Origin of the sequence: Pseudomonas sp. Lb2C2, from assembly GCF_052112205.1 — a bacterium.
GTDB classification, from domain to species: Bacteria; Pseudomonadota; Gammaproteobacteria; order Pseudomonadales; family Pseudomonadaceae; genus Aquipseudomonas; species Aquipseudomonas kilonensis.
The window spans coordinates 83949-97526 of record NZ_JAUTYW010000011.1 but is presented as its reverse complement, the minus strand read 5'-3'; the positions used below and the strand labels follow the sequence as shown (position 1 = coordinate 97526).

General features: G+C 61.7%; 14 protein-coding genes. 10 read left to right on the top strand and 4 right to left on the bottom strand.

Translation table 11 applies throughout. From position 1 onward, the window contains the following. The first annotated feature begins 143 nt into the window (after positions 1–143). From Q7F16_RS27800 to araH, 3 genes are all read left to right on the top strand, one after another. Positions 144–1148: a substrate-binding domain-containing protein gene (locus Q7F16_RS27800; RefSeq protein ID WP_014339489.1), complete on the top strand. Its 1005-nt coding sequence runs from the start codon at positions 144–146 to the stop codon at positions 1146–1148. Positions 1149–1224: 76 nt separating this feature from the next. Then, a complete protein-coding gene (gene araG, locus Q7F16_RS27795) occupies positions 1225–2769 on the top strand; it encodes an L-arabinose ABC transporter ATP-binding protein AraG (RefSeq protein ID WP_014339488.1) in 1545 nt (514 codons plus the stop codon). 10 nt (positions 2770–2779) lie between these two features. Then, positions 2780–3748, top strand: coding sequence for an L-arabinose ABC transporter permease AraH (gene araH, locus Q7F16_RS27790; protein ID WP_003204223.1), 969 nt, complete (start codon positions 2780–2782; stop codon positions 3746–3748). Between the two features lie 194 nt (positions 3749–3942). On the opposite strand, the gene Q7F16_RS27785 is transcribed toward araH, so the two are convergent. Both Q7F16_RS27785 and Q7F16_RS27780 read right to left on the bottom strand, forming a co-directional pair. After that, a complete protein-coding gene (locus Q7F16_RS27785; RefSeq protein ID WP_409557113.1) occupies positions 3943–4323 on the bottom strand; it encodes a Rho termination factor N-terminal domain-containing protein in 381 nt (126 codons plus the stop codon). Positions 4324–4355: 32 nt separating this feature from the next. Next, positions 4356–4703 carry a hypothetical protein gene (locus Q7F16_RS27780; RefSeq protein WP_046063698.1) on the bottom strand — a complete coding sequence of 116 codons (348 nt, stop codon included), beginning with the start codon at positions 4701–4703 and terminating at the stop codon, positions 4356–4358. A 189-nt stretch (positions 4704–4892) separates the two neighbouring features. Here Q7F16_RS27780 and Q7F16_RS27775 point away from each other — a divergent pair, with 189 nt between their 5' ends. Beyond that, entirely contained in the window at positions 4893–5375 is a 483-nt protein-coding gene (locus Q7F16_RS27775; RefSeq protein ID WP_079304915.1) for a GNAT family N-acetyltransferase, read from the top strand. Between the two features lie 5 nt (positions 5376–5380). Here the strand turns inward: Q7F16_RS27775 and Q7F16_RS27770 are convergent, their stop codons facing one another. Further along, positions 5381–6013, bottom strand: a complete 633-nt coding sequence (locus Q7F16_RS27770; RefSeq protein WP_046063699.1) for a glutathione S-transferase family protein — start codon at positions 6011–6013, stop codon at positions 5381–5383. 188 nt (positions 6014–6201) lie between these two features. On the opposite strand from Q7F16_RS27770, the gene Q7F16_RS27765 reads away from it, so the two are divergent. From Q7F16_RS27765 to Q7F16_RS27745, 5 genes are all read left to right on the top strand, one after another. Continuing rightward, complete coding sequence (locus Q7F16_RS27765; protein WP_409557112.1) at positions 6202–7182, top strand: 2-dehydro-3-deoxygalactonokinase; 981 nt, start codon at positions 6202–6204, stop codon at positions 7180–7182. Between the two features lie 19 nt (positions 7183–7201). Further along, positions 7202–7822: a 2-dehydro-3-deoxy-6-phosphogalactonate aldolase gene (locus Q7F16_RS27760; RefSeq protein ID WP_057452041.1), complete on the top strand. Its 621-nt coding sequence runs from the start codon at positions 7202–7204 to the stop codon at positions 7820–7822. A 48-nt stretch (positions 7823–7870) separates the two neighbouring features. Then, positions 7871–9019 carry a galactonate dehydratase gene (gene dgoD / locus Q7F16_RS27755; protein WP_003179439.1) on the top strand — a complete coding sequence of 383 codons (1149 nt, stop codon included), beginning with the start codon at positions 7871–7873 and terminating at the stop codon, positions 9017–9019. A 178-nt stretch (positions 9020–9197) separates the two neighbouring features. Then, positions 9198–10508, top strand: coding sequence for an MFS transporter (locus tag Q7F16_RS27750; protein WP_024616933.1), 1311 nt, complete (start codon positions 9198–9200; stop codon positions 10506–10508). A 59-nt stretch (positions 10509–10567) separates the two neighbouring features. Further along, positions 10568–11371 carry an IclR family transcriptional regulator gene (locus tag Q7F16_RS27745; RefSeq protein ID WP_013693986.1) on the top strand — a complete coding sequence of 268 codons (804 nt, stop codon included), beginning with the start codon at positions 10568–10570 and terminating at the stop codon, positions 11369–11371. A 6-nt stretch (positions 11372–11377) separates the two neighbouring features. On the opposite strand, the gene Q7F16_RS27740 is transcribed toward Q7F16_RS27745, so the two are convergent. Then, entirely contained in the window at positions 11378–12430 is a 1053-nt protein-coding gene (locus Q7F16_RS27740) for an NAD(P)-dependent alcohol dehydrogenase (protein WP_046063702.1), read from the bottom strand. Positions 12431–12609: 179 nt separating this feature from the next. Here Q7F16_RS27740 and Q7F16_RS27735 point away from each other — a divergent pair, with 179 nt between their 5' ends. Continuing rightward, on the top strand, positions 12610–13500 hold the full coding sequence (locus Q7F16_RS27735) for an AraC family transcriptional regulator (protein WP_014339479.1): 891 nt from the start codon (positions 12610–12612) through the stop codon (positions 13498–13500). Positions 13501–13578 lie beyond the last annotated feature (78 nt).

Sequence of the window (13578 nt, the reverse complement as noted above, 5' to 3'; positions counted from 1 at the left end):
GTAATCCAATCATCATACGATATGACTATTCAGGCCTATGCTGTGTAGCAACTTGATGTAACCGCCCAGCCTGCGCATTTCCACCGACGGTGGAGCAGAAACCTGGACGTTTGGCTTTCAATAAAAAAAACAAGGAGTCAACTATGAAACATCGTCGTGGGATCCGTTCCCTGTGTCGCGCCGCCCTGGCGGTTACCGCGGTCAGCCTCAGCAGCCACTTGCTGGCGGCCGATGCGGTAAAAATTGGTTTCCTGGTCAAGCAGGCCGAGGAGCCTTGGTTCCAGACCGAATGGGCGTTTGCCGAGAAGGCGGCCAAGGACAAAGGCTTCGAATTGATCAAGATCGCCGTGCCCGACGGCGAGAAAACCCTCTCGGCCATCGACAGCCTGGCCGCCAACGGGGCCAAGGGCTTCGTGATCTGCCCGCCGGACGTGTCCCTCGGCCCGGCCATCATGGCCAAGGCCAAGCTCAACGATCTCAAGGTGATTGCCGTGGACGACCGTTTCGTCGACGCCAGCGGCAAGTTCATGGAAGACGTGCCGTACCTGGGCATGGCCGCGTTCGAGGTGGGCCAGAAGCAGGGCGCCGCCATGGCCGCTGAAGCGAAAAAGCGCAACTGGGAGTGGAAAGACACCTACGCGGTGATCAACACCTTCAACGAACTGGACACCGGCAAGAAGCGCACCGACGGTTCGGTCGATGCCCTGAAGAAGGCCGGGATGCCGGAAGACCACATCCTTTATTCCGCGCTCAAGACCCTCGACGTACCCGGCAGCATGGATTCCACCAACTCGGCGTTGGTGAAGCTGCCAAGCGCTGCGAAGAACCTGATCATCGGCGGCATGAATGACAACACCGTGCTGGGCGGCGTGCGCGCCACCGAAGCCGCCGGGTTCAAGGCGGCCAATGTGATCGGCATCGGCATCAACGGCACCGACGCCATCGGTGAGCTGAAAAAACCCAACAGCGGCTTCTTCGGTTCGATGCTGCCAAGCCCGCACATCGAAGGCTACAAGACCGCCGAAATGATGTACGAGTGGATCACCACCGGCAAGGAGCCGCCGAAGTACACCGCCATGGACGAGGTGACGCTGATCACCCGGGAGAACTTCAAGCAAGAGCTGGAAAAGATCGGCCTGTGGAACTGACGGCCGGTTGATTCAAAAGCGGCCCTGGCTCACTTGAGTGGCGGGGTCGCTTGATCTCTGTAAGTTCGAGGTGGTTATGCAAGCGCAAACAGCGACACGGCAACACAACATCGGCGGCAGCTTGCGATTCAACGGGATCGGCAAGTCCTTTCCTGGCGTGCAGGCGCTGGCCAATATCAGTTTCGTTGCCCATCCGGGGCAGGTCCATGCCTTGATGGGTGAAAACGGCGCCGGCAAGTCCACGCTGCTCAAGATCCTGGGTGGTGCCTACATCCCGAGCAGCGGCGACTTGCAGATCGGCGAGCAGACGATGGCGTTCAAAGGCACTGCCGACAGCATCGCCAGTGGTGTGGCGGTGATTCACCAGGAGCTGCACCTGGTGCCGGAAATGACCGTCGCTGAAAACCTGTTTCTCGGCCATTTGCCGGCGCGTTTCGGCCTGGTCAATCGTGGCGTGCTGCGCCAGCAGGCGCTGACGCTGCTCAAGGGCCTGGCCGACGAAATCGACCCGCAGGAAAAAGTCGGTCGCCTGTCCCTCGGCCAGCGCCAATTGGTGGAAATCGCCAAGGCCTTGTCCCGTGGCGCCCACGTCATTGCTTTCGACGAACCCACCAGTAGCCTGTCGGCCCGTGAAATCGACCGTTTGATGGCGATCATCACCCGATTGCGAGACGAGGGCAAAGTGGTGCTGTACGTCAGTCACCGCATGGAAGAAGTGTTCCGCATCTGTAACGCGGTGACGGTGTTCAAGGACGGTCGTTATGTGCGGACCTTCGAAAACATGAGCGAGCTGACCCATGATCAACTCGTCACGTGCATGGTCGGTCGTGATATCCAGGACATCTATGATTACCGTCCTCGGGAGCGCGGCGATGTGGCGCTGCAAGTGAAGGGCCTGCTGGGGCCGGGCTTGCGCGAACCGGTGAGTTTTCAGGTGCACAAGGGCGAGATCCTCGGCTTGTTCGGGCTGGTCGGCGCCGGTCGTACCGAGCTTTTTCGCTTGCTCAGTGGCCTGGAGCGCCAGCGCGAGGGCAGTCTCGTCCTGCACGGCAAGGAACTGAAACTGCGTTCACCAAGGGATGCCATCGCCGCGGGCGTGCTGCTCTGCCCCGAGGATCGCAAGAAGGAAGGCATCATCCCGTTGGGCAGCGTGGGCGAGAACATCAACATCAGCGCGCGCCCGGCTCATTCCGCGCTGGGCTGCCTGTTGCGTGGCGACTGGGAGCGGGGCAATGCCGACAAGCAGATCAAGTCGCTGAAAGTGAAGACCCCGGCGGCCAGCCAGAAAATCATGTACCTGTCCGGCGGCAACCAGCAGAAGGCGATTCTCGGTCGCTGGCTGTCGATGCCGATGAAAGTCCTGCTGCTGGACGAGCCCACTCGCGGCATCGACATCGGCGCCAAGGCGGAGATCTACCAGATTATCCACAACCTGGCGGCCGACGGTATCGCGGTGATTGTGGTGTCCAGCGACCTGATGGAAGTGATGGGCATTTCCGACCGAATCCTGGTGCTCTGCGAAGGGGCCATGCGCGGCGAGCTGCCGCGTGACCAGGCCAACGAATCCAACCTGCTGCAACTGGCGCTGCCGCGCCAACGCGTTGCCGACGCGGCGAACTGAGAGGTAAATCATGACCATTCAAAACAATGCACTGCCAACGGCACGCAAACCCCTGGACCTGCGCCGTTTCCTGGATGACTGGGTCATGCTGCTGGCGGCCATCGGCATCTTTGTGCTCTGCACCCTGATGATCGACAACTTCCTGTCGCCGCTGAACATGCGCGGCCTGGGCCTGGCGATTTCCACCACCGGCATCGCGGCCTGCACCATGTTGTATTGCCTGGCGTCCGGGCACTTCGACTTGTCGGTCGGTTCGGTGATCGCCTGTGCCGGCGTGGTCGCGGCGGTGGTGATGCGCGACACCAACAGCGTGTTCCTCGGCGTCAGCGCGGCGCTGGTGATGGGGCTGATCGTCGGCCTGATCAACGGCATCGTCATCGCCAAGCTGCGGGTCAACGCGTTGATCACCACCCTGGCGACGATGCAGATCGTCCGTGGCCTGGCCTACATCTTTGCCAACGGCAAGGCGGTGGGTGTGTCCCAGGAGTCGTTCTTCGTGTTCGGCAACGGCCAATTGTTCGGCGTGCCGGTGCCGATCCTGATCACCATCGCCTGCTTCCTGTTTTTCGGTTGGCTGCTGAATTACACCACCTACGGGCGCAACACCATGGCCATCGGTGGCAACCAGGAAGCGGCGTTGTTGGCGGGGGTGAACGTTGATCGCACCAAGATCATCATCTTCGCCGTGCATGGCGTCATCGGTGCCCTGGCCGGGGTGATCCTGGCATCGCGCATGACCTCGGGCCAACCGATGATCGGCCAGGGCTTCGAGCTGACCGTGATCTCGGCTTGCGTGCTGGGTGGGGTGTCGTTGAGCGGTGGTATCGGCATGATTCGCCACGTCATCGCCGGCGTGCTGATTTTGGCGATCATCGAAAACGCGATGAACCTGAAGAACATCGACACCTTCTACCAATACGTCATCCGCGGCTCGATCCTGCTGCTGGCGGTGGTGATCGACCGCTTGAAACAACGCTGAACTCTGCAGCAACCGGGCCGACCGCTTTCGCGAGCAAGCTCGCTCCCACAGGTTTTTGTGCCAGGCGTCAGAGCTTCGGCACAGCGCAGACCCCACTGTGGGAGCGAGCTTGCTCGCGAAGGCGTCGGCACATCCAACACTTCCCTAGCTGACCCACCGCTATCGCGAGCAGGCGTCCTCCCAGACGCCGATAATCACCCTGCCTTGCGCAACGCCTCCACCAACTCCTGCTTACGCATCTTCGAGCGCCCGGGAATGTTTTTCGCCCGGGCCTCCTTCATCAAGCTGTCCACTGTCTGGGTCGCATGGGAGGTTTTGCTGGTGCGCGGGTGACCTTCGCGGGTCTTGGCAGCGCGGCGGGCCGATTCCTTGCGGTCGGTTTTCTTGGCCGTTGCCGGTTTTTCCTTGCCTGAACCACCGGAGCGTTCGCCACCACCGGACTGTTTGTTCACGGTCGCCCAGGCCCGTGCCTCGGCTTCGTTCTCGGACACACCTTTTTTCTCGTAGCTTTTTTCAATGTGTGCGGCCTTGCGCTTTTGTTCGGCGGTGTATTTGTCTTTGCTTCCACGAGGCATGGGTAGTTCCTCCTCAAATGTCTGAGCAGAGGCTATTGGCTGGCGGCGCCACCTTCGGAGCCCGAACCACCGGTCGTGGTTTTCGAGCCCACCCCGGTCTCGGCGTTATCAGGTGCTGTCGAGTCCGGTGTATTCATGCCGCCCTGACGACCCGTGTCATTACCCTGCACACGCGGATCGGTGCCGGTGGCGGGTGGCTGGCCATTGTTCAGGCTACCGCCGCCGGTGCCGTCGGTGTTCAGCTTGGGCAGGCCTTCGGTTGCGGGAGAGTTGGGCGCCTGCACCGGATCGGTCGGCCCAGTGCCGGAGGTCGAAGCCGCGAAGGCCACCGAGGACAGCAGCGCGGCGAAGGTGAATGCGGTCAGCCTTGAAGTGATCATGGGTGTCGCCTCCATTTTTCAGAATGCTTACCTGATCTTGGGCCTCGCTGGATTTGGGTTGGTGCCTCGGGCGCGACGAATGGCGCTTCTGAAGGAGATGTGCGCCGCGATCAAATAGTTGGATCGATATGTGACGAGCGCTCCGTGGCGGCTTAGTATGGCGCTTTCAATTGGCTACAAGGCCTGTTCATGTCCATCGAGATCCGTCCTGCGCAACCCAGCGATGCGCCTCAAATCCTTGCCTTCATCACTGAGCTTGCCGATTACGAAAAAGCCCGCCACGAAGTCATCGCCAGTGTGGCGGACATCGAGCGCAGCCTGTTCAGCGAAGGCGCAACCGCCCATGGGTTGATCTGCCTGCGTGATGGCGTGCCGATTGGCTTCGCGGTGTTTTTCTTCAGTTACTCCACCTGGCTGGGCAGCAATTGCCTGTACCTCGAAGACCTGTACATCACGCCCGAACAGCGCGGCGGCGGGGCGGGCAAAACCTTGCTGCGCCATCTGGCGAAAGTCGCCTGTGACAACGATTGCGGTCGCTTCGAATGGAGCGTGCTGGACTGGAACACGCCGGCCATCGAGTTCTACAAATCCCTCGGCGCGCAACCCCAGGAAGAGTGGGTGCGCTACCGAATGGACGGCAAGGTGCTACGGGATTTCGCTAACGGCAACTGAGCCTTTCATGAGTGCGCGGTGGACGCGTACTCGGCAAACCCAGGTCGCTGTTCGAGGCGTTTGCAGTAGGCGGCCACGGCCGGATAGTCGGGACGCTCCATGGGCGCCTGGCGCCAGCGGTGCACCGACAGGCCGATGAGCACATCCGCAAGGGAAAACGCCGTACCGGCCACGTAGGCGCCGGTGCGGTTCAATTGCTGCTCCAGCAAACCCATCTTCTCGTTCCAGCCTTTGACGCCGGCGGCGATGCGCTGCGGGTCCTGGAAGTCCGGATTCTTGCGCACCAGGGCGTGGAATGCGTAGCCCCATGAGGGGTTGAGCTCTGTGGCTTGCCAATCCATCCACTGTTCAATACGCGCCCGGGCGGCAGGCTCGACAGGCAGCAGGTCGCTGCGCCCATGCTTGCCCACCAGGTAGCGGCAAATGGTGTTCGACTCCCAGAGCACACCGTTCTCATCAATGATCACCGGCACCTGGGCATTGGGATTCAAGGCCAGGAAATCCGGATCTTGGGTCGAAGAAAAGCCAATGCCCCAGTCTTCGCGCTCGTAGGCGATTTCCAATTCCTGGCAGGTCCACAACACTTTTCTGACATTGATCGAGGAAGTGCGGCCGAGGATTTTCAACTGTTGTCCCATCACTTTTTCCCTGAGTTGTTTAGCGTCCGCTCAGAAACGTAGCAGGGTCTTGGGCGGATGGCGATTGGCTTTGTGGTTGGCTTGCGATATCCCAATATGTGGGAGTGATATTTATATATTGAGATTTTGTTTCGCCCAGGTTTATAGTCCGTTCCACTCACTGCCAAAAAACAGAACAGGTGAAGCGGATGCAGGCGCAATTGATCGCGCTCGATTGGGGGACCACCTCATTACGGGCTTACAAACTCGCAGCCGGTGGCGAGGTGCTCGAGCAGCGCTCGCTGTCATCGGGGATCATGCAGTTGCCTTCCGGGCCGCGAACCGTGGCCGGCCAGGTGTGCATCGACGGTTTCGAATTGGCTTTCGACGAGGCCTGCGGTGACTGGCTCGATGCACAGCCTGGCTTGCCTGTGATTGCCTGCGGCATGGTCGGCAGTGCCCAGGGCTGGCGCGAAGCGCCTTACTGCGACACACCCGCCAACGTCGCCAATCTCGGACATTCCCTACAAACCGTTCGCAGCCTTCGCGGTGTCGATGTGCACATCGTGCCCGGCGTGATTCAGCGTTCACGCTTGCCCAATGTCATGCGCGGTGAAGAAACCCAGGTGCTTGGCGCCTTGCACAGCCTGCCGGACGAAGCGGTGCTGATCGGCTTGCCTGGCAGTCATTCGAAATGGGTGGAAGTGGCCGATGGCTGCATCGTGCATTTCGACACCTTCATGACCGGCGAGATCTTCGCCGTGCTCAGTGACCACAGCATTCTCGGTCGCACCCAGCAACGGAGTACGACCTTCGATGGCGTGGCCTTTGATCGTGGCGTGCAGGTGGCGTTGTCGGTGGACGGCCAGATCGGGCCCTTGTCCACGGTGTTCAGCGCCCGCAGCCTGGGCTTGACCGGCGAACTGGAGGCCAGCGCCCAGGCCGATTACCTCTCGGGCCTGCTGATCGGCCATGAGCTGACGGCGCTGGCCGAGGTGCAGCGTCGGCGACGCGACAGCCTGCATCTGCCGACGGTGGTGCTGATCGGCAACTCCCAACTCTGTGTCCGTTATCAACGGGCCCTCGACGCCTGCGGCTTCGCCCGGGTGGTCCTGGCCGAACAGGCCACCGAACGCGGTTTGTGGCAACTGGCCGTAGCGGCCGGGTTGCTCGATTCCACCGCCCCCTGAACCTGACTGGAGGTCTGACATGCTCACACAAGCACTGGCGCACAACGGGTTGATCGCGATCCTGCGTGGTCTGCGTCCCGAAGAGGCGGCAGCCATCGGCGAAGTCCTGTACAGCGCCGGATTTCGCGTCATCGAAGTGCCGCTCAATTCCCCCGAGCCGTACGAAAGCATCCGCATCCTGCGCAGTACCTTGCCCGCCGATTGTCTGATCGGTGCCGGTACCGTGCTCACACCGGAACAGGTCGAGCAGGTGAAAGCCGCTGGCGGCCAAGTGATCGTCATGCCCCACAGTGATCCGAAGGTGCTGCGCGCGGCGAAAGCGGCGGGCTTGTACCTGTCGCCAGGCGTCGCCACGCCCACCGAAGCCTTTGCCGCACTGGCCGAAGGCGCCCATGTACTGAAGATGTTCCCCGCCGAGCAAATGGGCCCGGCGGTGGTCAAGGCCTGGCTTGCGGTACTGCCGGCCGGGACCGTGCTGGTGCCGGTGGGCGGGATTACGCCGGACAACATGGCGGTGTTCCTCGAAGCCGGCGTCAAGGGTTTCGGCCTCGGTTCCGGGCTGTTCAAGCCGGGCCTGACAGCGGATGAAGTGGCGGTGCGCGCCAAGGCCTACGTGGCCGCATGGAACGCCTTGAACTGAAGACTTTTCCAGCGCCCGTGCGCTGCATCTGACAAGAGAGACAACAAGATGAAAATCACCAAGCTGACCACGTTTATCGTTCCGCCACGCTGGTGCTTCCTCAAGGTCGAGACCGACGAGGGCGTGACCGGTTGGGGCGAGCCCGTGGTCGAAGGCCGTGCCCACACGGTGGCGGCGGCTGTCGAGGAATTGTCCGACTACCTGATCGGCAAAGACCCACGCAATATCGAAGACATCTGGACCGTGCTCTATCGTGGCGGCTTCTACCGCGGCGGGGCCATTCACATGAGCGCCCTGGCCGGCATCGACCAAGCGTTGTGGGACATCAAGGGCAAGGCCCTGGGCGTGTCGGTCAGCGACCTGCTGGGCGGCCAAGTGCGCGACAAGATCCGTGTGTATTCGTGGATCGGCGGCGACCGGCCGGCGGACACCGCTCGCGCGGCGAAAGAAGCCGTGGCGCGGGGCTTTACCGCTGTGAAGATGAACGGCACCGAAGAGCTGCAGTTTCTCGACACCTTTGAAAAAGTCGACCTGGCCCTGGCCAACGTCGCGGCGGTGCGGGACGCGGTGGGGCCGAACGTCGGCATTGGCGTGGACTTCCACGGCCGGGTGCACAAGCCGATGGCCAAGGTACTGATGAAGGAACTCGACCCCTACAAGCTGATGTTCATCGAAGAGCCGGTGCTCAGCGAAAACTACGAAGCCCTCAAGGAATTGGCGCCGCTGACCAGCACCCCGATTGCCCTGGGCGAGCGCTTGTTCTCGCGCTGGGACTTCAAGCGTGTACTCAGCGAAGGCTACGTGGACATCATCCAGCCGGATGCGTCCCACGCCGGCGGCATCACCGAAACCCGCAAGATCGCCAACATGGCCGAGGCCTATGACGTGGCGCTGGCATTGCATTGCCCACTGGGACCCATCGCCCTGGCGGCGTGCCTGCAACTGGACGCGGTCTGCTACAACGCGTTCATTCAGGAACAGAGCCTGGGTATCCACTACAACGAGAGCAACGACCTGCTGGATTACATCAAGGATCCGCAGGTGTTCGACTACGACAAGGGCTTCGTGAAAATCCCCAATGGCCCGGGCCTGGGCATTGAGATCAACGAGGAATACGTCATCGAACGCGCGGCCATCGGCCACCGCTGGCGCAACCCGATCTGGCGTCATGCCGATGGCAGTTTTGCCGAGTGGTGAGTCACGCCTGACCCTGTGGGAGCGAGCTTGCTCGCGATGGCAATGTGTCAGTGACACATGCGCCAGCTGACACACCGTCATCGCGAGCAAGCTCGCTCCCACAGTTGGATCTTCGCAAGCAGGAAGATCTTCTCCAATGCGCCCGTTTCCTCAATAAACATAAAAAGAGGCACCTCACATGCAAGCGCACACCCTGAGCGCGCAGGCGTCGTTGGTGACGCCCAGCCGCAAGCGTTTTTTCATCATGGTCCTGCTGTTCATCACCGTGGTGATCAATTACCTGGACCGCAGCAACCTCTCGATCGCCGCCCCCGCATTGACCAGTGACCTGGGCATCGATCCGATCCACGTCGGGCTGATTTTCTCGGCGTTCGGCTGGACCTATGCCGCCATGCAGATCCCCGGTGGCTGGCTGGTGGACCGGGTGCCGCCGCGCATTCTGTATAGCGTGGCGTTGCTGTTGTGGTCGGTGGCCACGGTAATGCTGGGTTTTGCCGCCAGTTTCATCGCGCTGTTCGTGCTGCGCATGGCGGTCGGTGCCCTGGAAGCGCCGGCTTATCCGATCAACAGCCGCGTGGTCACCACCTGGTTTCCTGAGCGCGAGCGGGCCACGGCCATCGGTTTCTATACCTCCGGGCAATTTGTCGGGCTGGCCTTCCTGACTCCGGTATTAGCCTGGCTGCAACACGCCTTCGGTTGGCACATGGTGTTTGTCGCCACGGGCGCGGTGGGCATTCTCTGGGCGGCGATCTGGTACGCGGTGTATCGCGAGCCGCGGGATTTCAAAGGGGCCAACGCCGCCGAAATCGAACTGATCCGCGAAGGCGGCGGGCTGGTGGATATCCAGGCCGATACCGCCAAGGTCAAAGCCAAATTCAGCTGGACCGACCTGGGGATTGTCCTGACCCAACGCAAGTTGTGGGGCATTTACCTGGGGCAGTTCTGCCTCAACTCCACGCTGTGGTTTTTCCTGACGTGGTTCCCGACCTACCTGGTGAAATATCGCGGCATGGACTTCATCAAGTCCGGCCTACTGGCGTCCCTGCCATTTCTCGCGGCGTTTGTCGGCGTGCTGTGCTCCGGGTTCTTCTCCGACTGGCTGATTCGCCGCGGCGCCACCGTGGGGTTTGCACGCAAGCTGCCGATCATTGGCGGGTTGCTGATCTCGACCTCGATCATCGGCGCCAACTTCGTCGAGTCGACTCCGTTGGTGATTGCCTTCCTGGCCTTGGCGTTCTTCGGCAATGGCCTGGCGTCGATCACCTGGTCGCTGGTCTCCACACTGGCGCCGGCGCGACTGCTCGGGTTGACCGGTGGGGTGTTCAACTTCATCGGCAACCTGGCGGCCATCGCCACGCCGATCGTCATTGGCTTTCTCGCCAGCGGCGATTCGTTTGCCCCGGCCATCACCTATATCTCTGTCCTGGCACTGGCTGGCGCGCTGTCCTACATCCTGCTGGTCGGGAAGGTCGAGCGCATCGAGTTGTAGTCCGACGGGGCGGGCGACCATAATGCCGCCCGTTCCCCGCTCACTGTTGAAGGCCGGCTATGCAGCAAGACGATCCAAAAATCACCAAGGACGCCGCACCTACGGGCACGCAGACATTGTTGCGTGGCCTGGGGGTGGTCCAGGCGGTCGCCAGCGGCGCCCGTGACTTGAAGGAAATCGCCCGGCTGATCGGCACCACCCGCAGCACCACCCATCGCCTGGCCAGTTGCCTGGTGGACGAACGTTACCTGCGCGTGGTGCCGCAAGTGGGCTACCTGCTGGGGCCGAAATTGATCGAGCTGGGCTTTCAGGCCCGGGAAGAGTTGCCACTGGTGAGCCTGGCGGGGCCGTACCTGGACGAGCTGTCGGCGCTCACCGGGGACACCGTGCACTTGGCGATTCGTGAAGGTGACGAAGTCTTGTACCTGCTGAAGAACCCGGGGCGCAACGGCCCGGAAATGCGCTCGCGCGTAGGCCATCGCATGCCGTTGGCGCGCACCGGGATCGGCAAGGCGCTGATGCTCGATGACTCGCAGGAACAATGGAAGCGGCTGTATGAAATCAGCCTGCCAGCCGGTGGGAAGAATCAGTTCTGGCCTCAGCATCAGGAACAATCCTGGGAACAGTTCCAGCAACGGATGGTGGAGTATGTGGCGGGGGGCTATGCCTTCGACCTGGAAGACAACGAACCGTCGATTCGCTGTGTGGCGGCGCCGATCCGTGACGCCGGCAAGCGCATTGTTGCCGGTATCAGCATCGCCAGCACCGTGCCGTACATGCCGCTGGAAAAGATGGCCGAGCTGATTCCCCTGGTCAAAGGGGTCACAGCCCGGCTGTCGGCGGAGTTGGGCGCCAAGGTTTGACGAGCGTCAGGCCTTGAGCGTGGCCATGTCGATGACGAAGCGGTACTTCACATCCCCGGCGATCATGCGGCTGTAGGCCTCGTTGATCTGGCGGATGTCGAGCATTTCAATGTCGCAGCTGATGTTGTGTTCGGCGCAGAAGTCCAGCACCTCTTGGGTTTCTGCGACACCGCCGATCAGCGAGCCGGCCAGGACGCGGCGACCCATGATCAGTTTTGCCGCGTGTACCGGCGGATCGATCGGCTCGACCAGACCCACGATGATGTGCACGCCGTCGAAACGCAGCGTGTCGAGGTAGGGATTGAGGTCGTGCTGCACCGGAATGGTGTCCAGCAGGAAGTGGAATCGTCCGGCTGCGGCGGCCATCTGTTCGGCGTCGGTGGACACGATCACATGGTCCGCGCCCTGGCGACGTGCTTCTTCGGCCTTGCTCGCCGAGCGGGTGAACAACGTGACTTCTGCGCCCATGGCCTTGGCGAACTTGATGCCCATGTGGCCCAGGCCGCCCATGCCCAGCACGCCAACCTTGTCGCCAGCCTTCACGCCATAGTGCTTGAGGGGCGAGTAGGTGGTGATGCCTGCGCAGAGAAGTGGTGCGGCGCTGGCCGGGTCGAGTGCTGCCGGAATGCGCAGCACAAAGTGCTCGCTGACCACGATGCTGTTGGAGTAACCGCCCATGGTGTGGCCGCCACTCACGCGGTCCGGGCTGGCGTAGGTCTGGGTCATGCCTTCGAAACAGTATTGCTCCAGGTCAGCGCGGCACGCTTCGCACTCGCGGCAAGAGTCGACCATGCAGCCCACACCGACCAAATCGCCTGCTTTATAGCGGGTGACATTCGCACCGACGGCGGTGACTTTGCCGATGATTTCATGGCCGGGCATCAGCGGGTAAACGGCGATGCCCCATTCATTGCGGGCCTGGTGGATGTCGGAATGGCAGACGCCGCAGTAGAGAATATCGATCGCCACATCGTCGGCTCGCGGGCTGCGACGCTCGAACGTCATGGGGGCGAGGGGAGTGGTGGCCGATTGGGCGGCATATCCGATGGCTGTGTACATGATGAACCTCGCTAAGCTATGAACGGTGAGGGTTCCATTTTGGGAGTCCTGGCGAAAGTCGGCGATGGCGATTCCTCCGCCTGTCATGCCTAATCCTCCGGTCTTGGCCAGGATTTGATCCTCTGTGGCGTTAGACCTGCGATGATGGTTTCATCCCTTTTTTCGTGAAGTTTTCGCCCATGTTGTTGACCCGCCATCTCGATGCCAACGCCACGCTGGTTTCATTGATAGAACCCCTGGCGACCCGCGACGGATTCGTCCCTACGCGACTGCCCGGCGTGCAAGCGCTGCGCGCCAGCCAGGACGTCGCCCGTGGTCCGCAGCTTTACGAGCCGAGCCTGGTGATCATCGCCCAAGGCAGCAAACTGGCGTACCTGGGGCCGCGGACATTGGAATATGGCGCTGGGCATTATCTGATCCAGGCCTTGCCGGTGCCGTTCGAATGCGAAACCTACGCCATGCCCAATGCTCCGCTGCTTGGGGTTTCCGTTGCGATCGATCGGGCGATGTTGGGGGAACTGGTGCTGGCCATGGGGCTGGTGCCGGGACGGAGCCTGGCGCCGCAGACGCCGGAATCGATGACCTGCGCCGTGCTCGATGACGCCATGCGTGGGTGCGTCGAACGCTTGTTGCGTTGCTTGCACGACCCACTGGAATGCCAGGTCATGGGCCAGGCGCGGCTGCGGGAGTTGCTGTTCGTTGCGTTGCGCGGGCCCCAGGCCGATGTGCTGCGGGCTCTGGTGGAGCAGCAAGGCCAATTCGCCCGGATTGCCGCGGCCCTGAGCCATTTGCATGCGCACTTCACTGAGCCGCTGAACGTCGAGACCTTGGCCAGTTGCGCGAACATGAGCGCCTCGACCTTCCATGAGCATTTCAAGCGCAGCACGTTGCTGTCGCCAGTGCAGTACCTCAAGCGTTTGCGCCTGCTCAAGGCCCAGCGACTGCTGCTCACCGAGGGCATGGGCGTGGCCCAGGTCGCGCACCAGGTGGGGTATCAGAGCTCATCGCAGTTCAGTCGGGAGTACAAGCGCTACTTCGAACGCAACCCCGGGGAAGAGCGCGCCGCGTGATCCAGTGATGTTACCCTGTGGGAGGGAGCTTGCTCGCGATAGCGGTGTGTCGGCCGACATCTGTATTGAATGATAAAC